The organism is Rhizobium sp. A22-96, assembly GCF_053521805.1.
This window is the reverse complement of sequence record NZ_JBNWDQ010000005.1, coordinates 621,348-645,333: the sequence shown is the minus strand read 5'-3', so window position 1 is coordinate 645,333 and position 23,986 is coordinate 621,348. Positions and strand designations below refer to the sequence as shown.

Genomic DNA, 23,986 nt, shown 5'->3' with positions numbered 1-23,986 from the left:
ACAGGGACGCCATGCCATACGCGATTGTCTTGAAATGTTCGAATGCCTCTGCCGCTCTCGTCACGGATCTCTGGCGGGAGGCCAGCCGGTTCGAAACCGTTCCGTCGATGGAGGCGCTGCACTATCCGCCGCATCTGACCTTTGCGGTCTATCAGGATATCGACGTGCCCTTGCTTTTCGCTACGGCGCAAAAAGCCTTCGGCAGGACGCCGCCGCTATCGGTCGAATTTTCCGGTATCGATCATTTTCCAAACGACATGCTGGTGCTGTGGGCGCGCCCCGCGGACGATCGTGTCTTAAGACACATACACCACGCCATTCACGAGGAGATCGACCCTGCCCTCTGCCATGAACATTCGCGCCCGGATCGCTGGCAGCCGCACTGCACGATCGCGATGAAGATTCCAGCAAGCGCCGCGGAGCAGGCGCTGGAATGGGCGGCGGGAACAGAAGCTCGATTTACACTCACCTTCGATGCGGTGGATTGCATAAGCTTTCCTCCCGTCGAAATTCTGAAAGAGGTCAAACTGCTGCCTTGATCCGCTTTCAATGTTTGGATGATGCAATTTGCGCTTGCCTTCGCGGCGAGCGCAGCTAGGTTCTTGGGCATGCGGTTCTTTGCGATCCTGACGATGGTGATTGCCTGGCTGTTCTACGGCGCCATGCCGGCGCTGGCGAACTGTCCCGTCTGCGATTCCGCCGCCACCATGGCCGCCGCATCGACCATGGGCATGCATGATGGAATGGCCGATATGCCTGGCATGGCCGGCCATGGCGACATGGTGCAGCATCAGGACAAGAAGCCGGAGAACCCTTGTGCCGGCGGCATGGCGCATGTGGCGTCCTGTGCCGCCTGTCTCGCCCTGACGCCAACGCTTGCGATTGCCGGCGGCAAGCATCTGTTCTCCTATCCAGTGCCGGCGCTTGGCCAACGCCTTGCCGGCTCCCGCCCGGAGCCGACGGCGCCACCTCCCCGTTTCGTCTGACGATCCTCTGTTTTATCACAGGAGCGGCTTTCCGCTCACTTTCAGATACCGTCCAGAAACGGAAAGGACACCTATGTCTATCTCAAGAACTCTTATCCTCGCCGGCGCTTTCGCCTTCGCCCTTACCCTTCCTGCCCTCGCCGACGACATGTCGGGCATGGACATGAGCAAGCCGATGGGCGATCAGGGCGCCTCCAGCAAGGCGTTCAACGATGCCATGGGCAAGATGCACAAGGACATGATGATCACCTATAGCGGCGATGCCGATGCGGATTTCGTCCGCGGCATGATCCCGCATCATCAGGGTGCGATCGACATGGCCAAGATCGAGCTGAAATATGGCAAGGATCCGGAACTGCGCAAACTGGCGCAGGCCGTCGTCACCGCACAGGAAGCCGAGATCAAGGAAATGAACGCCTGGCTGAAGAAGCACGGCAAGTAATTTTAGCAACGAAGGGAGGTGGCTATCCACCTCCCTTCTTTCGAGCGTTCACACGTGGCTGGAAACGGACGGCTCTCGTAAGCCGCTCAATCCATGATCTGCGGCAGGCGCTCGGCGAGCAGGTCGATCACCACCCGCATCTTCAACGGAAGCTGCGGTGTCTGCGGCCAGACCAGATAGATGTTCACCGCCCGGCTGGATGCATTGTTCAGCGCCGGCACGAGCCTACCGGCCGATATGTGGTCACGCACCAGCCAGCAGGGCAGCCAGGTGATTCCCATTCCAGATGCCGCCGCCTGTGCAAGGACCTCCAGATCATCGAAGCGCAGGCGCGTTGCCGGAAAATATTCGACGGCGGAGCCGTCCTCCTGCAGGAAGATCCATTTCTTCGCCTCGCCGGACCGGCCATAAGCAATCAGCTCGTGACCGGCGAGATCGGCGATGGTCTGGGGCGCGCCTCTGGCGGCGAGATAGTCGGGAGACGCGCAAAGCACCATGCGAGTTGAGGTGATCTTGCGGGCGGCAAGACCTGCCTCGTCGCGCAGCACGCCATTGCGAACGGCTAGATCGAAGCCCTCTTCGAACAGATCGACGACACGGTCGCTGAAGGACAGGTCCAGTTCGAGCTTGGGGTGAATGCGGGCCAGTTCCAGTAGCAGCGGTGCGGCGCAGCAACGGCCGAACAGGACGGGCATGGAGATGCGCAGGCGCCCCGTGACCTCGCGCTTGCCTGATTCCAGCAGGGCCTCGCCGGACTGTATTTCGTCCAGCGCCCGGCGGCAGCGTTCATAGAAGGCCTGGCCTTCATCGGTCAGGCTCTGCATGCGGGTGGTGCGGTGAAACAGGCGAACGTTCAGGCGCCGCTCCAGCCTGGCAATGGTCTTGCCGATGGCCGAACGCGACAAGTTCATGCGTGCCGCAGCCGCTGAGAAGCCCCCGGCTTCGACTGCCTCCACAAATTCCGGGATACCGTTGAGCATGTCATTCATTGCGATTGCTTCCTTATGGGAACCAGTTAGTGGAATTAATATCGCCACTGGCGACCAATAGGCAACGATATAGTCATGCTCTTGTTGGCTTTCTTCTCAGGAGATCATGATGACGAAAAGCATGAAGCGCTGGACCCTCGATACGATCCGTGTCGGCGCTCCCTTGAACCTGACTGAAACGGCGGTGCCGGCGCCGGCGCGCGGCGAAGTGCTCGTGCGGGTCAAAGCCGTTTCGCTGAACTATCGCGACAAGCTCGTTCGTGAGACCGGCATGGGGCTGGATATTCAGTTTCCCTTCGTGCCGGCCTCCGACATGGCGGGCGTCGTTGAGGCGGTGGGAGACGATGTCACCCGGTTTTCGGTCGGAGATCGGGTCATCTCGACCTTCAATCCGGGCTGGATCGACGGCAAGCCGCCGCACGGCACGGCTCGCAACCCGCCCTATCGTACGCTTGGCGGCTTTTATGCCGGCATGCTCTCCGAATATGTCGCGCTTTCTGAGGATTGGCTGGTCGCCGCACCGAAAAGCCTCGACCATGGCGAGGCCAGCACCCTGCCCTGCGCCGGCCTGACCGCGTGGTTCGCACTGGTGGAACGCGGCAACGTCAAGGCCGGTGATCGAGTGCTGGTGCAGGGAACGGGTGGGGTAGCGCTGTTCGGCCTGCAGATTGCCGCCGCGCAGGGAGCCGAGGTGTTCGTAACTTCCTCGGGTCCGGAAAAGCTCGCCCGCGCAAAGGCGCTAGGCGCCCATCACGGCATCGACCGCAATGCCGGCGACTGGGTGGAGGAGGTCTACCGCCTTACCAACGATCGCGGCGTCGACCACATCTTTGAAATTGCCGGTGGAGCGAATTTCGGCCAATCGCTGAAGGCGGTAGTGCCGCATGGCCGCATTTCCGTCATCGGCGTGCTGGAAGGTTTCGACATTTCCGGCCCGGTGGGTCCGCTGCTGCTGAAATCCCCCGTCGTCCAGGGCATCGGCGTCGGCCATCGCCGGGCGCTGGAGGATCTCGTGCGCGCCGTCGACACGATCGGGCTGAAGCCGGTCATCGACCATCGCTATGCCTTCGGCGAAGTTCCGGCTGCCTTCGATCATCTCGATCGCGGCGCCTTCGGCAAGATCGTCATCGAACTATGATGACGGCTGAGCCGCTGCCTGAGTGACGGCGGCTCGGTCTCTGCGTAAATCAAGCCTTCGGTTCGAACGGCTGCGGGATGCGCTGGGCTCCCTGACGGGAAAGCATCCAGCCGGGATATTCGGGTGTGAGTGCGCTCACTTCATCCAGCTTGGCCATGTCATCCGAATCGAGCTTCAGCTTGACGGCGGCGAGATTCTGGTCGAGCTGGTCGAGACGCTTGGCACCGATGATGATCGATGTGACGAAGGGCTTTGCCAGGATCCAGGCGAGTGCCACGGTCGCGACGCTTGCACCATGCTTCTCGGCGACGTCGCGCATGGCGGCGACGCAGGCCCAGGCGCGGTCCTTGTCGACAGGCGGGAAATCGAAGCTGGCGCGGCGCCCTTCGCCATTGCCGGGGGCACCCGGACCATACTTGCCGGACAGCAGCCCACCGGCGAGCGGTGACCAGACCATGAGGCCGAGCTTTTCCTCCGCCATCAGCGGCACGATCTCCCGCTCCAGATCGCGGCCGGCGATGGAATAATAGGCCTGAACCGTCTCGAAGCGGGCAAAGCCGCGACGCTCCGAGAGACCGAGCGCCTTGGCGATGCGCCAAGCCTGCCAGTTTGAGACGCCGACATAACGCACGAGGCCGCGCGACACGAGATCATCCAGCGCCCGCAGTGTTTCCTCGATGGGCGTGACGGTATCGGTCGCGTGGATCTGGTAGAGGTCGATATGGTCAGTTTGCAAGCGATCGAGGCTTGCCTGCACCGAGTCCATGATATGGCCGCGCGATGCGCCGCGATCGTTCGGCTTGTCGCCCATGACACCATAAACCTTGGTGGCGATGACGACATCCTTGCGGGGAACGCCGAGGTTCTTCAGCGCCTGGCCGAGCAGCTTTTCGGAGTTGCCCTGCGAATAGACGTCGGCCGTATCAATGAAATTGATGCCGGCGGCGAGCGAGCTTTCGACGATCTTGTCGGCCAGCGCCTGGTCGACATCGGCGATCGAGCCCCACATGCTGTTGGCGACGGCTTCGCCGAAGGTCATCGTGCCCAGGCAAAGCTCGGAGACGAACAGGCCAGTATTACCGAGTTGATTGTAACGCATAGGAGAAAATTCCCTTGTGGTCAGCCGGAAGAGACTTCCAGTCTGTGAGTTCTTATCTCTTGGCTATATAATTGGCCCCGGCATGGCAGCCGCTTGTCCGCGCCGCCGTGGAGAGGTCAGAAGACAGTCGTCGAGGCACGGCGCTGCGCCGTTGCGATCGAGACAGCATCGACATAATGCACCGGAATCCGATTTCAACACGAGACCTCCGACCGATCACGATGCGGTTACCAGGCACTCGCTCTTGCTTCCAATCCGGCACAGGATAGATTCCAGCATTCGTCTTACATGCAGAACGGATATACCGATGACGCAACGCCCGCTGACAACGATCGGTTTCGATGCCGACGACACGCTCTGGCAGAACGAACAGTTTTACCGGCTCACGGAAGTGCAATTCACCGATCTGCTGGCCGACCACGCCGATAGCGACCGTATTTCGGCGCGCCTGCTGGAGGCGGAAAAACGCAACCTGCGCCATTACGGCTTCGGCATCAAAGGCTTCACGCTGTCGATGATCGAGACGGCCATCGAGATCACCGAGGGCGAAGTGCCGGCGACCGTGATCGCACAGATCCTCGACATCGGCCGCGACCTCCTGGCCCATCCCGTCGAGACAATGCCGCATGTCCGCGAGACGCTGACAGCGCTGTCCGGCACCTATCTGCTGGTGCTGATCACCAAGGGCGATCTTTTCGATCAGGAACGCAAGCTTGCCCAATCCGGTCTCGGCGACCTCTTCGATGCGGTCGAGATCGTCTCCGACAAGAACGCCTCCACCTATCGCCGCATCTTTTCCAAGGTGGGTGACGGGCCCGAGCGGGCGATGATGATCGGCAATTCGCTGAAGTCGGACATCGTGCCGGCGCTTGCCGCCGGCAGCTACGGCGTCTTCGTGCCGCACGAGCTCACCTGGTCCTACGAGCATGTCGAGGAACCAACGGAAGCCCCGCGCTTCCGCAAGATCGGGCATCTCGGGGAATTGGCGGCGGTCATCGAAAGCCTGTTTTAAGCTTTACTGCCCCTGCTTGGAGCGCGGCGGGAAAAGCATCGGTCCCTGATCCTTCTGCTGATCGGCAGGCACCTGCTGTGCGGCCGGCGGATTGGGATCGATGAGGATCTCATAGGGAGCGCCGAGCCCGCGACGGCGGGTGACGCGGGAATAATAGGGCTTGATCAGCCAGGTTGTGTCTTCGTTGACCGTGACATCGGCGGTGTTGCCGTCCTCGTCCGTGCCGAAGAAAGATTCATCGTCGTTCGAGGACAGATCGAAGATCGCCATATAGGTATATTTGCTCTTCGAGCTGAAGGTGATCCGCACATGCTGGCCCTTCTTCAGCGGCAGCATGTAAACCTTGCCCTTGCCAAACTTCGTCCAGCCCGTCAGCTTCTCCAGCACCGCCGGCAGAGCGATCTTCTCGACCTTCTCTCCCCGGTCGAGTTCCGGCATCTGCAATTGCGGTTGAGCATCCTGCGCATAGACGGCCCTGCCGCCAAGAAGCGTCAGGACAATCAGCGAGATACCGAGAACTCTCATGGCCGCACCAATGCGCAACGCAGCGCCTCGACTTCCTTGCGGCAGAAGCAACCCTCTATGTGATCGTTGACGAGACCCATGGCCTGCATGAAGGCATAGACCGTCGTCGGGCCGACGAATGTCCAGCCGCGCTTCTTCAGATCCTTCGAAATGCGCACGGAGGCCGGCGACGTCGGGTTGGCACGCAGATGCGCAAGATCGAAGATCTCCGGGCGCTCGGCAGCGGTCGGCTCCTGGCTCCAGAAATAGCGGGCGAGCGATCCGAATTCCGAACGCAGCTCGATGGCGCGGCGGGCATTGTTGATGGTGGAAACGATCTTGCCGCGATGGCGGATGATGCCGGCATCGGCGACGCAGCGTTCGATGTCCGCCTCGTCGAATCTGGCGACCTTGTCGAAATCGAAACCGGCGAAGGCCGCGCGGAAATTCTCGCGTTTGCGCAGGATAGTCAGCCACGAGAGACCAGACTGGAATCCCTCCAGGCAGATCTTTTCGAACAGCCTGATATCGCTGACAACGGGACGACCCCATTCCTCATCGTGATAGCGCTGATATTCCGGGAGATTGCCGTGCCAGAAGCAGCGGTCCTTGCCATCCTCACCGGTGATGATGCCCGTTTCGGCCATTTTTGCGATTCGTCTCCCATTTCAGCGCATACCACCGGAAGCTGGTAAGCAATTATCGGATAAAACTAGATCCATCAAACATTTAAAATCGTAGACGCTTTTGGACGATCGCGCATTCCGATTCATGATTTACCACTTGCAAACCATCTTTCCAAACCAGGCGGTAACCCTGACAAAGGTTTATCGGCTTCCCGGCATTTTGATGAACAGATGTTTACCATTCGCTCGCGCCCAAGTGGCACCATGGTCATGAACGGGCGCTGTCGCGCCCATCTTCGGCCCATGTGTAGAGAGTTTGTCCGATGATGAAACACGCCATTCTATGCGCCGCCGGCGCCTTGAGCCTGCTCGCCTCAACCGCCTTCGCCGACGACCGCTACCAGACGCGCCCGCCCGTTATCGTCAGCCCCGATCTGACTGCTCCCTGGGTCATGCAGCTCGGCGGCGGCAATGTGCAGCCGGTCGTCTATCCCGTTCGCCCGGGTGGACGGCGCGTCGCCAATCCGGCAGTCGAGCAGCAGGCCAACCCGCAGGTTCGTCAGGTCGTGCAGCCGCGCGGGCTGTTCTCGCGCCCCGTCCAACAAGTCGCCATGGTGCGTCCACAATATCCGGCAATCCGCGGCCAGATCGACCCGCAATTCCTGCCGCAGATCGTCGACTACCAGACCAAGGAAAAGCCCGGCAGCATCGTTATCGATACCAACAACCGCTTCCTCTACCTGGTGATGGACGGCGGCAAGGCGCGGCGCTATGGCGTCGGCGTCGGCAAGCCCGGCTTCGAATGGGCAGGCGCCCATACCGTCACCCGCAAGCAGGAATGGCCGGATTGGACGCCGCCATCCGAAATGGTGGCACGCGAAGCGGCAAAGGGACACTATCTGCCGGCACACATGGAAGGCGGCGAAGCCAATCCGCTCGGCGCGCGCGCCATGTATCTCGGCTCCACCCTCTACCGCATCCACGGCACCAATGCGCCCTGGACGATCGGCAGTGCCGTCTCCTCAGGCTGCATCCGCCTGCGCAACGAAGACGTCACCGATCTCTACAACCGCGTGAAGGTCGGCACCCGCGTCATCGTGATGTGATCGGCACGCAAACCGAAAAAGGTGCGGCGGGCATGGGCGATTACGACCTCAGACCGCGCCGCGCCAACCCCTTCTTCGTCCGCACTATTGTCGCGACTATAGCTCGCTCTCCGATAGAAGAGAGGGGCACATTTCTGGGTCGGTCTTTGCGGCGGCCAGTTTGATCTTGATCCCCTCGCAGGTTCCGGTAATTTCCCCCTGAAATGAGCGAGGGGAATGTCATATGAAAACAGTACTATCGGTCGTAGCGACAGGCGTCGCAGCGGCGTGTCTTCTTGCGGCATCGAACGCCGCTGCCTTTACCGCTTCCGCGCCCTCCACAGCGCCGGCCACGCGCAGCGATGTGATCCGGGTTGCGATGGAGCCGCAGGGCCAGGTCAAGCCGCAGTTCCAGCGGCGGCTGGTCAGGCTGGCGACCAGCGAGGCGCCAGGCACCGTCATCATCGATACCAACAACAAGTATCTCTATCTCGTCGAAGGCAATAACCGCGCGAGACGCTATGGCATCGGCGTCGGCCGCGAGGGCTTTGGATGGTCCGGCGTGGTCAAGGTCGGCCGCAAGGCAGAATGGCCTGGCTGGACGCCGCCGCCGGAAATGCGCATCCGCGAGGCCAAGAAGGGCCACAAGCTGCCGGCCTATCAGGAAGGCGGAGAGGATAATCCGCTCGGTGCGCGCGCCATGTATCTCTATCGCAACGGCAATGACACGGCCTTCCGCATCCACGGCACCAACCAGCCCTGGAGCATTGGCCTCAACATGTCTTCCGGCTGCATCCGCATGATGAACAAGGATGTCACGGATCTTTACGATCGGGTTCCGATCGGCACCAAGGTCATCGTCGTCGGTCCCGGCAACAAGCAGGGCGAAGTCAGCTATCAGGATCGCGGTGTCGATGTGCTGAGAACCTTGTTCGGCGGCTGACGGCAGACTGATCCGCCAATCCCGATCGAATTCGACGATCAAAAAGCGCCTCGAACCCATGATTCGGCATAGCCGGCTCATCGAGGCGCTTTCGTTGCCTTACCCCCCCGACCAACTGGCTGGCTGGCGACGTGCACTGTTGCACCGTTGTTACAGCTTGAAACTTCTTGTGCTGGTCTGTCCGAAAATGGCCGTTTGCATTCAGTTGAATGTCAGTTCTCCCGCCTAACCGACCTCTGGCGACCAGTGACCGCAATAGAAGTGTCATGGAAGCGCGCTTAGATGGCGGCAGTTTGGCATCGGGGGATTCCACATGCATCGCGCATTTCGTATCAGGCAGCCGGCCTTGGCCGCGATTGTCACGTCAGCATTCGTACTTGCCGCCAGCGCAGCCTCGGCGGAAATGCAGTTTTCAGCCTATGGCGGCGTCCAGGGCGCAACCGGCGGCAATGTAACCACCTCGGATGGCGCCAATTTCGACCCGAATTGGTCGGGCAAATCCTTCAAGATGCCTCCCTATTTCGGCTTCCGCGGCATCTGGTGGCTTGACCAGTTCGACAAGCCGAACTGGGGCGTGTCGCTCGATTACACGCATGCGAAAGTCTACGGCGATCTCGGCAACACGCCCGGCTGGTCGCATTTCGAGTTCACCGACGGCCTGAACATGCTGACGCTCAACGCGCTCTATCGCTTTCAGGACCCGGGCCGCAACTGGACGCCCTATGTGGGCCTCGGCGCCGGCATCAACGTGCCGCATGTCGAAGTCACGCGCGCATCGGGCACCACCTTCGACTATCAGTTCGGCGGCCCGTCGCTGCAGGCACAGGCCGGCGTCAGCTACCAGTTCGCCAAACACTGGTCGACCTTCGTCGAATATAAGGGCAACTACAACTTCGTGAACGATGTCTCGATCGACAGCGGCGACACGCTGAAGACCCGGGTCTTCACCCATGCCCTCAACTTCGGCGTCTCCTTCAACTTCTAAAAATATTGCCCTGACAGGCGCAACCGATCCCCTCAAGCCAGTTCAGGCGGAGGGGATCATGTGCTATAAAATTGCGCATGAGCTTTTCCTATTATCAGTGTGACTGGATCCATCCGGAGAGCGAGGAACCGGTCGTCGTCTACTACGAGGTCGATACCGCCGGCGACGTTCCGCGGCTTATCGATGTCTTTGCCGATGGCCGCCGGCAATGCATGGCGGTTGTCGATGTTGCCTTGCTGGGGTTTAACAAGCGGCGCATCACCAGCCTCGTCGAAGGCTCGTTCTACGACGGCATCGCGGGCCTGGTGGACGGCCTCTTCTTCGAGGAGGGGCAGGAGCGCATCAGCATGACACGCATCGCTGCCGAGAAATTCGAGAGCGAATGGCAGGCGCACCGTTCGGGAGAGCCCGAAAAATTACATTAGCGCTGCCGCCGGCTCCAGCCCTTTGAGCTTCACCGGCATGTCACCGCCATAGGCCCAATCCAGCAATTCGACAGTATGCAGAATGGGAATGCCCGTTCCCGTCGCGATCTGCGTGATGCAGCCGATATTGCCTGTCGCGATGACATCGGCCTTCGTCGCTTCGAGGTTCCTCACCTTGCGCGCCTTCAGCTCGGCCGAGATCTCCGGCTGCATGATATTGTAGGTGCCGGCCGAGCCGCAGCAGAGATGGCCTTCCGCCGGATCGCGAACCGTAAAGCCCGCAGTTTTCAGCAGGAGTTTTGGCGCCATGGTGATCTTCTGGCCATGCTGCATGGAGCAGGCGGAGTGATAGGCGACCGTGATGCCGCGCGGCATGTGCGAGGGAAGATCGAGGCTCGCCAGATATTCGGTGATGTCCTTGGCGAGCGCCGAAACCCTGGCAGCCTTTTCGGCATAGGCGGGATCGAGACGCAGCATATGCCCGTAGTCCTTGATCGTCGTGCCGCAGCCGGATGCGGTGATGATGATCGCATCGAGGCCTCCGGTCTCGATCTCGCGTATCCACACATCGACATTGGCACGAGCGGCTGCAAGAGCCTGCTCTTCCCGCCCCATGTGATGCACCAGCGAGCCGCAACAGACCTCGCCTTGCGGCGCAACCACTTCGACACCAAGACGCGTCAGCAGGCGGATAGTCGCCTCGTTGATCCCCGGATCGAGCACCGGCTGGGCGCAGCCCGTCAGGATCGCGACACGCCCGCGCTGCTCCGCCTGCGCCGCGTGCCGGCCGGGCTTTGCAAAGAGGGACGGCGCGGGAATGCTGCGGGGTGCAAGATCGAGCATCGCCGCAAAGGGCTTCAGCGCTGGCACGCGCCTAAATGCAGCCTTCAGCGGCCGCCCGAGACGCGCGAGTAGTAGGGCCAGTCGGAAACGGCCGGGATAAGGCAGGACGGCGGCCAGCACATTGCGGATCAACCGATCCATCAGCGGGCGCTTGTAGGTATTCTCGATATGCGCGCGGGCGTGGTCGATCAGATGCATATAGTCGACGCCTGAAGGACAGGTCGTGGTGCAGGCGAGGCAGGACAGACAGCGGTCTATATGCGTCGTTACCTCGGCATCGGCGGGCCGGCCGTTCTCCAGCATATCCTTTATGAGATAGATGCGGCCACGCGGACTATCGAGCTCGTTGCCAAGCGTCACATAGGTGGGACAGGTGGCGGTGCAGAAGCCGCAATGCACGCATTTGCGCAGGATAGCCTCAGACTCGGCCACATGCGGATCGGTCAATTGTTCGGGCGTGAAGTTGGTTTGCATCAGGCAGGCTCCCCCATCACGCCATCTTCCCCGGATTGAGAATTCCGACCGGATCGAATTTTTCCTTCACGCGTGCCGAAAGCAGCGCTACGGCTTCCGGCTGCGGCTGAAAGGCCGGTGTCATCGCGCGATGGGCCGGCATTGCACGCATCAACGTCGCATGGCCGCCACCGAGTGCGTGAATGTAGCGGCGCAGCACATCACCTTCCGGCTCGGCTTCCATCCGCATCCAGACAAGACCACCCTGCCAATCATAATAGGCATCGACACCCGCTTCGAGGCGAAGGGCGGCGACGAGCTTGTGGCCGGTGCCGGGCGCGACCGAGACGCGCCAGACGGGCCGCGTCGTACTGTCAGCATAGGGCTTGACGTCGCGGATCTCCTGCCAAAGCCTGCGGCTTTCCGCCTCGGCGAGCCGTGTGACCGGGCCCAGATGGTGCAGCAGGGCAGCGGCCAGCTTCTCGGCCCTGACCGAAACCGATCCCGGCAAGCCTTCGATGCGCAGAGCGGTCGCTTCGGCCCTCGGCAATTTGCCGTCGATAAAATTCCAGCTGACGGTCAACGGCAGGTGTGCGGCGCCTGAGACATCGAGCGGCATGGCCATGACGGCCGCCATGGCTTCTGCCGCCTCAGCATCGTTGAGGCCGGAAACGACGATGGTCTCCTCCGTCTTCGGTCGCGGCGGCACGCGGAAGGTCACCTCGGTCAAGAGGCCAAGCGTGCCGTGCGAGCCGGCCATCAGCTTGACGAGATCAAGGCCGGTGACGTTCTTCATCACCCGGCCGCCGGCCTTGACGATCTCACCTTTGCCATTGACGAAGCGGATGCCAAGCAGGCTGTCGCGCGCGGCACCGCTGACGAAACGGCGCGGGCCGGAGATATTGGCCGCGAAAACGCCGCCGATCGTTGGCTCGCCTTCGGTCGCCATCAGCGGCCGATGATCCATCGGCTCGAAGGCCATCATCTGGCCGTTCTCGGCCAGGGCGGCCTCAACCTCGGCAACGGGGGTACCCGCCCGCGCGGTCATCACCATCTCACCCGGATTGTAGGCGACGATCCCGGTGAGATCGCGCGAAGACAATGTCGCTTCGGCCGCAACTGCATTGCCGAAGCCCGAACGCGTATTGCCGCCGACAATCGCCAGGGCTGCGCCGCGCGCCGCGTGGTCGCTGATGATGGAGGCTGCTTCCTCCTCAGTTTTCGGATCGAATTCGCTCATGCCGCGTTGCGTCCGTCCAGCGGGAAGACCTTGGAAGGGTTGAGGATCCAGCCTGGGTCGAAAGCCGCGCGGACCGACATCATCTGGGCGAGATCGACCTCAGCATATTGATGCCGCATCAGGTCGCGCTTCTCGATGCCGACGCCGTGCTCGCCGGTGAGGCAGCCGCCAGCATCGACGCAGAGCCGCAGAATGTCGTTGCCGGCCGCTTCCGCCTTGGCCGCTTCCTCGGGATCATTGGCGTCGAACAGGATCAGCGGATGCATGTTGCCATCGCCGGCATGGAAGACATTGGCGACACGCAGGCCGTAGCGATCGACGATCTCGGTGGTCTTTTGCAGGACATAGGAGAGCTGGCTGAGCGGCACTGTGCCGTCCATGCAGATATAATCGGCAATGCGGCCGGTGGCGCCGAAGGCGGATTTGCGGCCTTTCCAGATCAGCGCCGCCTCCGTTGCCGACTGGCATTCGCGCACGGTCTTGACGTTATGGCTGCGGGCAATGTCGACGATGCTTTTCAGCATATCGTCCATTTCGGCTTCCGAGCCCTCGACTTCGACGATCAGTAGCGCCCCGACATCAAGCGGATATCCGGCATGGGCAAAGGCCTCGCAGATCTCGATCGCCTGCTTGTCCATGAATTCGATGGCGACCGGGATGATGCCGGCCGCGATGACATCGGCCACACAGGCGCCCGCCTCTTCCGACGTGTCGAAGCCGAACAGCACCGGTCGCGCACCTTCCGGCTTGGCGATCAACCGCACCGTCGCCTCGGTGACGATACCGAGCTGGCCTTCGGAGCCGCAAACGAGGCCGAGCAGATCATAACCCGCCGCATCCAGGGCCTTGCCGCCGAGATCGATGACGGTGCCGTCGGTCAGCACCAGTTTGACGCCGAGCAGATTGTTGGTCGTGACGCCATATTTCAGACAGTGGGCGCCGCCAGAATTCATGCCGATATTGCCGCCAATGGTGCAGGCGAGCTGTGAGCTGGGATCGGGCGCGTAAAAGAAGCCGTCGGCCGAAACGCTCTCGGAAACATGCAGGTTGGTGACGCCGGCCTGGACTGTCGCCGTGCGATTGGCAAAATCGATGTCGAGGATCCGGTTCATCTTGGAAAGGCCGAGGACGACGGCATCCTCCTGCGGAATGGCGCCGCCGGAGAGCGAGGTGCCCGCGCCGCGCGGCACGACGGGAATGCCATAGCGATGGCAATATTTCATGACGGCCGCTACCTCGGCTGTCGAACGCGGCAGCGCAACGGCCAGCGGCAAGCGGCGATAGGAGACGAAGGCATCCGTTTCGAACGGCACGAGCTCTCGTGCCTCATGAACGAGACATTCGGGCGCGAGAAGATCAGCGAGATCGGCAACGATGGCGCTGCGGCGGGCGAGAACGTCGGCTCGCGGCTCCAGAAATGAAATAGCCTCGGACATGCCGTCCTCCTCCTGCATCCGCCCTTAGGCGCAGCCTCCTTTTAACGCATAACAGGCTTAGCGCTTTCCCAAAATTGGCGCAAATGATAAGCATTTATTCCAAAACGGGAAATAATCACGCATGACCAATTTAGGGGATCTTGAGATCTTCGCCAGCGTCGTCGTTACGGGCAGTATGTCGCTTGCGGGCCGGGCGCTCGGCTTTTCGCCGGCTGTCATTTCGAAGCGCATCAAGCGGCTGGAAGACAGGCTCGGAACGCGGCTGCTGCAGCGCACGACACGGCAGATTTCGCTGACGGAAGCCGGCCAGGGCTTCTATGACCGGGTGCTTGCCATTCTTGCCGGGCTGGAAGAGGCGGAAGCCTATATTGCCGGCCGCTCGGCGCAGATGCAGGGCACATTGAAGATCTCCGCCCCCACCTCCTTCGGCCGGCTGCACATCGCCCCGCACCTGATATCCTTCATGCAGGCTCATCCGGAGCTGGCGATCAATCTGGTGCTGAGCGACGAGTTCGTCGATATCGTCGGCGGCGGCTTTGATCTTGCCATTCGCATTGCCGAACTCACCGATTCCAGCCTGGTGGCGCGACGCCTTGCGCCGGTGCGCCGGGTGCTTTGCGCTTCGCCCGCCTATATCGATATCAATGGCATGCCCAAGGATATCGACGATCTGCGCCGCCATACCTGCCTGCCGGCACATAACCACGATCCCTGGCGATTGGATGGCCCGAACGGAAGCCTGACCTTCCGGCCGGAAGGCAAGCTGATCACAAATTCCAGCGAAGTGATCCGCGAAGCCGTGATCGCCGGCCTCGGCATCGCGCTGCGCTCCACATGGGACGTCGGCCCCGAGCTGCGCGACGGTCGCCTCGTTCAGGTGCTGCCGGCCTATGAGGGATCGCACAATGTCACCCTTTCAGCCGTCTATCCGAGCCGGCAGTTCCTGCCGGCGAAGGTCCGTGTGTTTATCGACTTCCTGACCGAACTTTATGGTCCCGTGCCCTATTGGGAGCGATAGAAGCCGCCTGATTGCTATCGCGCCAGGTCCAGATAGGCCGAGGCGACCATGGCATCGATATCCTTGGGAACGGGAATGACGCAGGCTTCCTTGCCAAGGCCGCCCTTGGCGACACGCTCCAGGCAGCGCGCCTGCAAGGTAAAGCCGAGATCCATGGATTCGACGCTGTTGCCGAGCGGGCGCGGACCGGCAAGATTGGCCATGTGGCCGCTGCCGAGGATGTGGAAGACACGGCCGTCGCGCATGCGGATGGTCTCGATGTGCTCGGCGGCGTAACGATCGATGCCAGCGACATCAGGGCTATTGCGGAACGCGTCTACATCGATCTCAAGCGGGAAATGGCCGCCATTGAGCAGGATCGCGCCGTCCTTGATCAACGGCAGATCGGCCGTGGTGATGATATCGGGATAGCCGGTGACCGTGATCAGGATATCGGCCGAGCGGATCGCCGCTTCGCGCAATGGAGTGGAGAAACCGTCGAGATGCGCCTCCAGCGTCGTCACGGGATCGATGTCGACGACGCTGACGGCGGAAAAGGCATTGCGGAAGCATGCTGCCGTGCCCTTGCCGCAAGCGCCATAGCCGAAGACGGTGACGCGCTTGCCGTTGGTGGAGCGGTTGGTGAAGCGTAGATAGCTCTCAAACAGGCTCTGTCCGACAGCATGCCGGTTCTCGGCGAATTGCTTGATCGGACTGTCGTTGATGACAAGGATCGGCATGGCGAGCTTGTCGCGCATCGGCAACAGCCGGGTGCGGCCTGACGTCGTTTCCTCCGTGCCGCCAAGAAGATTGGCATAGGGCTTTTCGGCGGCGCGGACGAAGAGATCGCCACCATTGTCGAGCAGCAGATCCGGCTTTTCGGCAAGGATCGCATCAAGGCTCGCACCATGCTCGCCAGCGTCGCGTGTCTGCGTGGCAAAGACAGTCACGCCCTGGGCGCGGAGATAATCGACCGTTTCCGGCTGGGTGCTGTTGAGATTGCCGGTGCACACCAGACCTGCACCGCCGGCACGCAGCGTCATCAGCAGCGCCACCGTCTTCGGTTCCAGATGAATGCCAGTGCCGATGGTCAGGCCAGCAAAGGGCTTCGTGTCGCGAAACTCCTTGGCCGTCGCGGCCAGCAACCGGCAGCTTCCGGCAACCCAATCGATGCGGGACAGAGAAGAAGGCTGGTCCATGATGCGCTCCTGGCGGCTGGTTCGATGCGGCGATCTGGCATGACGGGCGACGGGCTGTCGATGGACATTGCAATGCGCCTCATGGCAGAAAATCTGCCATATGCACCTCTCGTCGCGATCAAGCCGGAGAGTTCGCCGAAATCACTCGGCTCCCGCCTTACTCAACCAATCGGCCAGCCGGACAAGCGCCGGATCCTTCGTGTCGCTGCTGCGGATGCTGAGGCTGTAGCCGGCTGGCCGCCGAATGAAGCCAAAGGGCGCTAGCAGCGTACGGCGTTCGAGATCATCACCAACGGCCGTACGGGGTGCAATGGCAACCCCAAGGCCGGAACGTGCGGCGCCGATTGCCAGCAGCAAATCCTCGAACTCGCGGCTGCCCGCAAACCGGACGGGTGCATGACCGCTTTCCGCGAACCAGTCATTCCAGAGGCTTGGTGCGGAACGGCTACCCAGGGCGGTTGCGCCAGCCAGAGCCGCGACGCCGGCCTCAAGGCCGAGACGATCAGCGACATCCGGCATAGCGACGGGGCCGAACTCATCCTCCATAAAGCGAATAGCCGTGATATCGCGGGTCGGCCTGTATTCGCCGCCCATGATCACCGCTTCCAGATCGGAGCGCCTGGCCAGAGGCTCGACTGTAGCCATCGGTACGATGTCTATGTCCACGTCACCAAGGGCTGCCTGGAGATCGGCGGCGCGCGGCATCAGCCACCAGACGGCGAAAGCCGAGGGGACGCCGAGCCGGATGGTCCGCCGACTTCCCTCCGACAGCTCGGCCGAAGCTCGGGCGAGAATGCCGAAGGCGACACCGATGGAATCGGCGAACGCCATGGCCTTCGCCGTCAACACCAGCCGGCCGCCTTCCCGATCAAACAGGGTCACGCCGAAATGGGCTTCGAGCAAGTTCAATTGCTGCCTCACGGCACCGCGCACGACACCAAGTTCATCGGCCGCCTGCAGAATGCTGCCGCGACGCGCGACAGCATCAAAGGCGCGCAATGCGTTCAGTGGCGGCAGGCGTCTAGGCGGAGCGCGGTCGGACATGGCAAGGTTTTATCTTTCTTTCCAAGGCAATAGCAGGCGATTCGAAGCAACTGCGCCATCTGCGGCATCAAAATGCTGTTGACTGTCGCTTTCAGCACAATCACTGGCGAATATCAGGGGACAAACCTTCGCATTTTTATCTACTCACCACTCAATAAATTTGTGGGGAAATACCATATAGCCGCATATGGAACGCAATTTTTTTCCACACAATGTTATGATTGAATCGACACTGCACTCCAAACCTCAAAGGTGAACCGACAATTGGCCATACTCAGCCGTATAGCAAATGATGTGCAACTCATGTTTCGGCGTCCGCCGCGACAGCAGTATGCCGCGCTCTGTTATCGGGTGAAGAAGAAAACGGGAGATCTCGAGGTGCTGCTGCTGACCAGCCGCGACACCGGCCGATGGGTCATTCCGAAGGGATGGCCGATGCCGGGCAAGCTCTCCCATGAAGTGGCGGCGCGCGAGGCCTATGAAGAGGCCGGCGTGCGCGGAACGGTGGAGACCGAGGCTCTGGGCAGCTTTGGCTATGACAAGGTGCTCAAGGACGGTATTCAAGTGCCGTGCCGCGTACAGGTCTATGCGCTCGAAGTTAGCGAGCTTGCCAAGAACTTCAAGGAAAAGGGCGAGCGCTCCATCGAGTGGGTCTCCTGCGACGAAGCGGTCAAGCGTGTTCGCGAGCCGGAACTGCGGGATCTCATCCTTGCCTTCGCACAGCGTATGACGCAAACCGGCGCCATCGCACAGGCGAAGTAAGCCATATTACTCACAAGAAATTGTGTCAGGATGGATAGTGGATATTGCGCAGCCTATCGGGCGGCGCAATACGAGAGTTTTTGTTTCAGAGAATTGCATGCCCGACCGACCGGCCACACCTGTAAAACGGACGCTCGACAAGGACCTCGACAAAGTCACCTATGTCGAGGACGCGACCTATCACGTCACGAAGCGCCTGGTGGCGCCGGGCATAGGCCTGATCTTCCTCGGCCTCGCCCTGGTCTTTGCCGGCATCTATGTGCTTGACCAGCCGCGCGCGACCCTGATCCTCGCCGCCGTTGCGCTTGCCGGCTACATGGCTATGAACATCGGCGCCAAGGACGTGGCGAACAATGTCGGCGCCGCTGTGGGCGCACGTGCGATCACCATGACGCAGGCCCTTGTCATGGCGGCCATTTTCGAGATCCTCGGCGCGACGGTTGCGGGCGGCCCCGTCATAAACACCATCTCGACGCACATCATCGATACCGATCGCATCGTCAGCATCGGCAAGCTGGCGTGGCTGATGATGGCCGCACTTCTGGCCGCCGCGCTCTGGATAAACTTTGCTACCTGGCTGAAAGCACCTGTTTCGACCACCCATACGATCGTCGGCGCAGTCGTGGGCGCAGGGGCTGCGGCGGTCGGCCCGGACCTCATTAACTGGAATGTGCTGGCGGCAATCTCCGCCGGCTGGGTCATCACACCCTTCCTCGGCGGCACCATCGCGGCCGGCATGCTGTTCTTCATCAAAACCTTCATCGTCTATCGCGACGACAAGATTGCAGCCGCCCGATACTGGATTCCCATCCTGATCGGGCTGATGGCCGGCGCTTTCTCGGCCTATCTCGTCGTACAGCTCGAACCCAAGGATGCGATCCCGCCCCTTTTGAACCTTGCCATCGGCATCGCTGTCGGCATCATCGCCTGGCTCGGCGCGCGTCCATTGGTGGCGGCGCAGTCTGCCGGGCTGGAGAACAAGAACAGCTCGCTGCGCCAGCTTTTTCGCCTGCCGCTGATCTGTTCGGCGGCGCTGATGTCCTTTGCGCACGGGGCCAACGACGTTGCCAATGCCATCGGTCCGCTTGCTGCGATCGTCCGCGACATCGGCATCGGCGGCTCTCTCAACGTCATTGCCGAAACCACCACGCATAAGGCGCCCTATTGGGTCGTCATGATCGGTGGATGCGGCATTTCCGTCGGCATACTGCTCTATGGCCCACGGCTCATTCGGCTCGTCGGCGAGCAGATCACCAAGCTCAATCCGATGCGGGCCTATTGCGTGGCGGTCTCGGCAGCCCTCACCGTCATCGTTGCTGCCTGGTTCGGGTTTCCTGTCAGTTCGACCCACATTGCCGTCGGGGCAGTTTTCGGAGTCGGCTTCTTCCGCGAATGGTACACCAGCCATTCCCGCCGTCGGCTTGCCTATATGCGCAGCAAGGCCGAAGCTGCCGGCATTCCCTGGCACGAAGCCGACAATAACGACGAGCGCAATCCCGATGAGATCCATCGCCGGCGCCTCGTTCGCCGCTCGCATTTCATGACCATCATCGCCGCCTGGGCGATCACCGTTCCGGTCGCGGCCCTGCTTGCCGCCGCCGTGTATTGGGTTATGGTCGCGCTCTTCATTTAGAGCGGTTCAGCTTTCCACCGAATCTCTGAACCGCTTTATCTCTTTGTTTCTATGCAATTCCAGGAAAACCGCTGCGCACTTTTCCTGAAATTGCTTTAGGGGGTTATCCATGCGCGCCAATTTCCGCATGCAACGGTTGTTCGTCACTTCAGACATCAAGGCCGGTCTTTCCATCGAGGCCGACCAGGATCAGTTCAACTATCTCGCCAACGTGCTGCGCATGGAGGACGGGGCGGAACTGTTGGTGTTCAACGGCCGCGATGGCGAATGGAAAGTCAGCCTCTCCTTTCCTTCGCGCAAGCGCATTCTGTTGACGCCGGTCGAGGAAACACGACCGCAGCCTGCCCCTTCCGATCTGCACTACCTCTTCGCACCATTGAAGGTCGGGCGGCTCGACTATCTCGTGCAGAAGGCCGTGGAAATGGGTGCCGGTCTGCTGCAGCCGGTCATGACCCAGCATGTGCAGGGCAAGATCACCAATCTGGACAAGGTCAAAGCCAATGTCATCGAGGCGGCCGAACAATGCGGCATCCTCGGCATTCCCGATGTGGCCGAGCCGGTGAAGCTTGCCGATCTTCTGTCCCAATGGCCGCGCGAGCGGCGTATCATCTATTGCGACGAAGGCGATGCCGGCCAGAACCCGCTGCCGCTGCTGGCAAAGGTCGAGGAGAAGCATCTGGCATTGCTGGTCGGTCCCGAAGGTGGCTTCTCGGACGAGGAGCGTGCGCTGCTACGCAGCCTCGATTTCGTCACCGCCATTCCTCTTGGGCCGCGTATCCTGCGCGCCGATACGGCGGCAGTTGCGGCCATGGCGGTGATCCAGGCCGCGATTGGCGACTGGAACTAAAGCCTTACTCCAATACGGCCACTATGGTTGCAACGATCAGCAGGATCGCCAGCGAGATGTTGACGATCCTGGAAACCGTCGGATGCTGCAGGAAGCGTGAGAGGGAAGCGCCGACCAGAAGCCAGATCATATGAATGAAGATGATCATCGCCGTCAGCAGCGCGATCTTGACGGTGGCATCCAGCAGCAGCCGATCCTGGAACAGGCTGACGCCGGCAAAGACCGCGGCGATTGCCAGATAGGCCTTGGGATTGGCGACGGCCAGTAGGAAGCCGCCGGAAAAAGCCGGCGCTGCGGCCGTATCGTCGCTGCGCGAGAGTGGCGGCGCCGTGGCGATCTTGAAAGCCAGATAGAGGATATAGACGGTAGAAACCACCGTCAGCACCAAGGCGCCGTGCGGAACGGACAGCAACACCGCCACGACGCCTACCGCCACCGCCAACAATACCGCGACGGTGCCGACGATGAGGCCGGAGACATAGCCGAGCGATCGCCGGAAGCCATAGGCCACGCCCATCGCCGTCGCGCTGATCGTCGACGGCCCTGGGCTTCCCATGATCACCAGGGATGCCAACAATAATGTCAGGATAGGATAATAGAGACCGTTCTCTCCGAACATCGACATGCTCCGCCAATTGTCAGTCGAAGCGAGATTATCCGGAGCAGGATCTGTGCGTCTTGAACGCTTGTGCAAATAAGCCGCATAATGACGCTAATGCAGTGGCCTTCCGGACACAAAATCCTATTTTTTTGAACGACCCTTGAAAGAAATTCACTTGCACCGTACCTCATTCCGCGTCAATCACCCTTCCTATTGGCCTGCGGCTGGCGCGGGTTCTCTTTCCGAGATCTAAGGTACTACCATGGCGCGCGACACCACCGACCAGACTCCGCTCTCCTCGGTCTCGGAAATGACGGCCTATCTGGCCGCCGGCAGCAGGCCGAAAGACCAGTTCCGCATCGGCACGGAACATGAGAAATTCGTGTTCTTCCGCGCTGACAACAGCCCCGTGCCTTACGAAGGCGATGCGAGCATTTCCGCACTTCTGAAGGGCCTGCAGGCAAAGAGCGGCTGGGATCCGATCCTGGACCGCGGTAACATCATCGGGCTCGCCGAACCCACCGGGATGGGCGCGATCTCGATCGAGCCGGGCGGTCAGTTCGAACTGTCGGGCGCGCCGCTCGAAACCATCCACGAGACCTGCAAGGAATCCAACAACCACCTCGCAACGCTGCGCGGCATCGCCGAGCCGATGGGCATTGGCTTTCTGGGCGTTGGCGGCAGCCCGAAATGGACGCTGGCCGAGACGCCGCGCATGCCGAAGTCGCGTTACGAGATCATGACCCGCTACATGCCGAAGGTCGGCACCCAGGGTCTCGACATGATGTACCGCACCTGCACGATCCAGGTTAACCTCGACTTTTCGTCGGAAGACGACATGCGCCGCAAGATGCGCGTATCGATGAAGCTGCAGTCGCTGGCGACTGCGCTCTTTGCCTCCTCTCCTTTCACCGAAAGCAAGCCGAACGGGCTCTCTTCCTGGCGCGGCGAGATCTGGAAGGACACAGACAACCGCCGCGGCGGCCTGCTCGACTTCACCTTCCGCGACGACTTCGGCTTTGAAGACTATGTGAAGTGGGCGCTCGACGTTCCCATGTATTTCGTCGTTCGCGACGGTCGCTACCACGACTGTACGCATGTCACCTTCCGTCAGTTCATGGATGGCGCGCTGAAGGGCGAGATCGCCGATTGGGAACCGACGATGGGTGACTGGACGAACCATCTCTCGACCCTCTTCCCCGATGTGCGTCTCAAGCGCTTTCTGGAAATGCGCGGCGCCGACGGCGGTCCGTGGCGGCGCATTTGCGCCTTGCCGGCTTTCTGGGTCGGCCTGCTCTATGATGATGCGGCACTGACGGCCGCCGACGAACTGACCCGGGACTGGAACTTCCAAGAGGTCGACGCACTGCGTGCCGTCGTGCCGGCACAGGGTCTGAAGGCCACGATCAAGGGGCACAGCCTGCTTGATGTGGCGCGCGAAGCGGTCGGCATTTCCCGCCTCGGGCTGAAGAACCGCAATCGCCTGAACGGCGACGGACAGGACGAAACCGTCTTCCTCGCGCCGCTCGACGAAGTGCTTGCCAAGAAGGGCACGCTCGCCGACGATCTGCTGATGCTCTACAACGGCCGCTGGAACCAGTCGATCGAGCCGATCTTCGAGGAATATCAGTACTGATAGCGGCGTTACCTGCCCTCATTGCCTCGACGGCATGACGGCAGAAACCGGTATGCGCTCTCTTTTTTCCCGCTATACTATCGGAATCAAGCGCCGCCTGATTCCGAAGCGGCCTCATTGTGGGGAAAGGGACTTCGATGCTGCCACTCTTCGACATGATGATGCAGGCACAGAACGGCGCCGCCACCGAGGCCATGGCCAAGCAGTTCAACCTCGCGCAGGAACAGGCGACCAAGGCGATGGCTGCTCTGATGCCAGCCTTTTCCTCGGGGTTCAAGCGCAGCGCGACCGACCCCTATAACTTCATGGGCGTAATGCAGGACATCACGTCAGGCAGCTACGCCAAATATTTCGAGGACATGAACAAGGCCTTCACGCCGCAAGGCATCGCTGACGGCAATAATGTGCTGGCGCGGCTGTTCGGCTCCAAGGAGGTCTCGCGTGCTGTTGCGGCACAGGCCGCGCAGATGACCGGCATCGGCCAGGAAATCTACAAGCGCATGCTGCCCGCCATGGCCGACACGTTGATGGGCGGTTTGTTCAAGGAGACCAGTGGCCAGATGCCGCCGATGGCCAATCCGTTCCTGAACACGGCCATGGGCGAGATGATGCAAGGCTGGCTGCAGACGATCGGTTTCGCACCGAAGCAGCAGCCGACGCCGCAGGCGAGCATCTTCGACAACCCCTTTACCCAGGCGATGGAACTGATGTTCGGCGCCGATCCGGTCAAGCACGGTAAGGCAACGCCGACCAATCCCTTCCTCGACAATCCCTTTGCCAAGGCATTTCAGGACATGATGCGGAACTTCCCGATGCCGGCCGAACCGCCGAAGGAAGAGCCCAAGGCAAAGCCTGCCGCCGGCGTCGACATGGCCGCCTATACCGACATGCTCAACGCCATGTTCGACAGCGGCCTGGAAGTGCAGAAGAACTATCAGAAGAACATGGAAGCGATCTTCGACAGCTACGCGCAGGCAGACGACAAGCCTGCGCCTAAACAGGGCTGAAGTCTGGGAAAGCTCCTCAAGATACGACTGAGTTTCGAATACACTCGACATCTA

At 61.1% G+C, this 23,986-nt stretch carries 25 protein-coding genes; 15 read left to right on the top strand and 10 right to left on the bottom strand.

Translation table 11 applies throughout. The features are described 5' to 3' along the window. The first annotated feature begins 11 nt into the window (after window positions 1-11). From ACQZ6F_RS24680 to copM, 3 genes are all read left to right on the top strand, one after another. Window positions 12-539, top strand: a complete 528-nt coding sequence (locus tag ACQZ6F_RS24680; RefSeq protein ID WP_449094400.1) for a 2'-5' RNA ligase family protein — start codon at window positions 12-14, stop codon at window positions 537-539. A gap of 69 nt (window positions 540-608) precedes the next feature. Next, complete coding sequence (locus tag ACQZ6F_RS24675) at window positions 609-986, top strand: hypothetical protein (RefSeq protein ID WP_449094399.1); 378 nt, start codon at window positions 609-611, stop codon at window positions 984-986. A 73-nt stretch (window positions 987-1,059) separates the two neighbouring features. Next, a complete protein-coding gene (gene copM / locus ACQZ6F_RS24670; protein ID WP_068396853.1) occupies window positions 1,060-1,428 on the top strand; it encodes a CopM family metallochaperone in 369 nt (122 codons plus the stop codon). Window positions 1,429-1,514: 86 nt separating this feature from the next. On the opposite strand, the gene ACQZ6F_RS24665 is transcribed toward copM, so the two are convergent. Then, window positions 1,515-2,417 carry a LysR family transcriptional regulator gene (locus ACQZ6F_RS24665; RefSeq protein WP_449094398.1) on the bottom strand — a complete coding sequence of 301 codons (903 nt, stop codon included), beginning with the start codon at window positions 2,415-2,417 and terminating at the stop codon, window positions 1,515-1,517. A 109-nt stretch (window positions 2,418-2,526) separates the two neighbouring features. On the opposite strand from ACQZ6F_RS24665, the gene ACQZ6F_RS24660 reads away from it, so the two are divergent. Then, window positions 2,527-3,555 carry a zinc-dependent alcohol dehydrogenase family protein gene (locus tag ACQZ6F_RS24660; RefSeq protein WP_449094397.1) on the top strand — a complete coding sequence of 343 codons (1,029 nt, stop codon included), beginning with the start codon at window positions 2,527-2,529 and terminating at the stop codon, window positions 3,553-3,555. 49 nt (window positions 3,556-3,604) lie between these two features. Here ACQZ6F_RS24660 and ACQZ6F_RS24655 read toward each other — a convergent pair whose 3' ends face one another. Next, window positions 3,605-4,654, bottom strand: a complete 1,050-nt coding sequence (locus ACQZ6F_RS24655) for an aldo/keto reductase (protein WP_449094396.1) — start codon at window positions 4,652-4,654, stop codon at window positions 3,605-3,607. Window positions 4,655-4,961: 307 nt separating this feature from the next. Between ACQZ6F_RS24655 and ACQZ6F_RS24650 the strand changes: the two genes are divergently transcribed. Next, window positions 4,962-5,666 carry an HAD family hydrolase gene (locus ACQZ6F_RS24650; protein ID WP_449094395.1) on the top strand — a complete coding sequence of 235 codons (705 nt, stop codon included), beginning with the start codon at window positions 4,962-4,964 and terminating at the stop codon, window positions 5,664-5,666. A 3-nt stretch (window positions 5,667-5,669) separates the two neighbouring features. Here ACQZ6F_RS24650 and ACQZ6F_RS24645 read toward each other — a convergent pair whose 3' ends face one another. Together ACQZ6F_RS24645 and ACQZ6F_RS24640 are read right to left on the bottom strand one after the other, a co-directional pair. Then, window positions 5,670-6,191, bottom strand: a complete 522-nt coding sequence (locus ACQZ6F_RS24645; protein ID WP_077471394.1) for a hypothetical protein — start codon at window positions 6,189-6,191, stop codon at window positions 5,670-5,672. Continuing rightward, entirely contained in the window at window positions 6,188-6,817 is a 630-nt protein-coding gene (locus ACQZ6F_RS24640) for a DNA-3-methyladenine glycosylase I (protein WP_449094394.1), read from the bottom strand. Before ACQZ6F_RS24640 ends, ACQZ6F_RS24645 begins: the two co-directional genes overlap by 4 nt. Window positions 6,818-7,119: 302 nt before the next feature. Here ACQZ6F_RS24640 and ACQZ6F_RS24635 point away from each other — a divergent pair, with 302 nt between their 5' ends. The 4 genes from ACQZ6F_RS24635 (at window position 7,120) to ACQZ6F_RS24620 (ending at window position 10,234) form a co-directional block, all read left to right on the top strand. Next, on the top strand, window positions 7,120-7,902 hold the full coding sequence (locus ACQZ6F_RS24635; protein WP_077471393.1) for a L,D-transpeptidase: 783 nt from the start codon (window positions 7,120-7,122) through the stop codon (window positions 7,900-7,902). A 223-nt stretch (window positions 7,903-8,125) separates the two neighbouring features. Further along, window positions 8,126-8,824 carry a L,D-transpeptidase gene (locus ACQZ6F_RS24630; RefSeq protein WP_077471392.1) on the top strand — a complete coding sequence of 233 codons (699 nt, stop codon included), beginning with the start codon at window positions 8,126-8,128 and terminating at the stop codon, window positions 8,822-8,824. Between the two features lie 313 nt (window positions 8,825-9,137). Further along, window positions 9,138-9,809: an outer membrane protein gene (locus tag ACQZ6F_RS24625; RefSeq protein WP_449094393.1), complete on the top strand. Its 672-nt coding sequence runs from the start codon at window positions 9,138-9,140 to the stop codon at window positions 9,807-9,809. Between the two features lie 77 nt (window positions 9,810-9,886). Beyond that, window positions 9,887-10,234 (top strand): DUF6881 domain-containing protein, encoded by a 348-nt coding sequence (locus ACQZ6F_RS24620; protein WP_077471390.1) that lies wholly within the window; start codon window positions 9,887-9,889, stop codon window positions 10,232-10,234. Here the strand turns inward: ACQZ6F_RS24620 and glcF are convergent. Genes glcF through ACQZ6F_RS24605 form a run of 3 tightly spaced genes read right to left on the bottom strand, consistent with a single transcriptional unit; the run spans window position 10,226 to window position 14,206 of the window. Continuing rightward, window positions 10,226-11,551, bottom strand: coding sequence for a glycolate oxidase subunit GlcF (gene glcF / locus ACQZ6F_RS24615; RefSeq protein WP_449094392.1), 1,326 nt, complete (start codon window positions 11,549-11,551; stop codon window positions 10,226-10,228). The two genes, ACQZ6F_RS24620 and glcF, sit on opposite strands and share 9 nt — an antisense overlap. Window positions 11,552-11,567: 16 nt before the next feature. Further along, a complete protein-coding gene (gene glcE, locus ACQZ6F_RS24610; RefSeq protein ID WP_449094391.1) occupies window positions 11,568-12,770 on the bottom strand; it encodes a glycolate oxidase subunit GlcE in 1,203 nt (400 codons plus the stop codon). Next, window positions 12,767-14,206: an FAD-binding oxidoreductase gene (locus ACQZ6F_RS24605; RefSeq protein ID WP_449094390.1), complete on the bottom strand. Its 1,440-nt coding sequence runs from the start codon at window positions 14,204-14,206 to the stop codon at window positions 12,767-12,769. Before ACQZ6F_RS24605 ends, glcE begins: the two co-directional genes overlap by 4 nt. A gap of 121 nt (window positions 14,207-14,327) precedes the next feature. Here ACQZ6F_RS24605 and ACQZ6F_RS24600 point away from each other — a divergent pair, with 121 nt between their 5' ends. Further along, window positions 14,328-15,224, top strand: coding sequence for a LysR family transcriptional regulator (locus ACQZ6F_RS24600; RefSeq protein ID WP_077471388.1), 897 nt, complete (start codon window positions 14,328-14,330; stop codon window positions 15,222-15,224). 14 nt (window positions 15,225-15,238) lie between these two features. Here the strand turns inward: ACQZ6F_RS24600 and ACQZ6F_RS24595 are convergent, their stop codons facing one another. After that, a complete protein-coding gene (locus ACQZ6F_RS24595) occupies window positions 15,239-16,402 on the bottom strand; it encodes an adenosylhomocysteinase (RefSeq protein ID WP_449094389.1) in 1,164 nt (387 codons plus the stop codon). 141 nt (window positions 16,403-16,543) lie between these two features. Next, window positions 16,544-17,446, bottom strand: coding sequence for a LysR family transcriptional regulator (locus ACQZ6F_RS24590; RefSeq protein ID WP_449094388.1), 903 nt, complete (start codon window positions 17,444-17,446; stop codon window positions 16,544-16,546). A 264-nt stretch (window positions 17,447-17,710) separates the two neighbouring features. On the opposite strand from ACQZ6F_RS24590, the gene ACQZ6F_RS24585 reads away from it, so the two are divergent. From ACQZ6F_RS24585 to ACQZ6F_RS24575, 3 genes are all read left to right on the top strand, one after another. After that, the gene (locus ACQZ6F_RS24585) at window positions 17,711-18,208 is read left to right on the top strand and encodes an NUDIX hydrolase (protein ID WP_136686767.1); all 498 of its coding nucleotides are present in this window, start codon (window positions 17,711-17,713) and stop codon (window positions 18,206-18,208) included. Window positions 18,209-18,305: 97 nt separating this feature from the next. Continuing rightward, window positions 18,306-19,841: an inorganic phosphate transporter gene (locus ACQZ6F_RS24580; RefSeq protein ID WP_077471385.1), complete on the top strand. Its 1,536-nt coding sequence runs from the start codon at window positions 18,306-18,308 to the stop codon at window positions 19,839-19,841. 109 nt (window positions 19,842-19,950) lie between these two features. Beyond that, window positions 19,951-20,688 (top strand): 16S rRNA (uracil(1498)-N(3))-methyltransferase, encoded by a 738-nt coding sequence (locus ACQZ6F_RS24575; RefSeq protein ID WP_068396904.1) that lies wholly within the window; start codon window positions 19,951-19,953, stop codon window positions 20,686-20,688. A 4-nt stretch (window positions 20,689-20,692) separates the two neighbouring features. Here the strand turns inward: ACQZ6F_RS24575 and ACQZ6F_RS24570 are convergent, their stop codons facing one another. After that, entirely contained in the window at window positions 20,693-21,307 is a 615-nt protein-coding gene (locus tag ACQZ6F_RS24570; protein WP_449094387.1) for a LysE family translocator, read from the bottom strand. Between the two features lie 244 nt (window positions 21,308-21,551). Between ACQZ6F_RS24570 and ACQZ6F_RS24565 the strand changes: the two genes are divergently transcribed. Next, on the top strand, window positions 21,552-22,925 hold the full coding sequence (locus ACQZ6F_RS24565; RefSeq protein WP_449094386.1) for a glutamate--cysteine ligase: 1,374 nt from the start codon (window positions 21,552-21,554) through the stop codon (window positions 22,923-22,925). Window positions 22,926-23,062: 137 nt separating this feature from the next. Then, window positions 23,063-23,932, top strand: coding sequence for a DUF937 domain-containing protein (locus ACQZ6F_RS24560; protein ID WP_449094385.1), 870 nt, complete (start codon window positions 23,063-23,065; stop codon window positions 23,930-23,932). The last annotated feature ends 54 nt before the right edge of the window (window positions 23,933-23,986 follow it).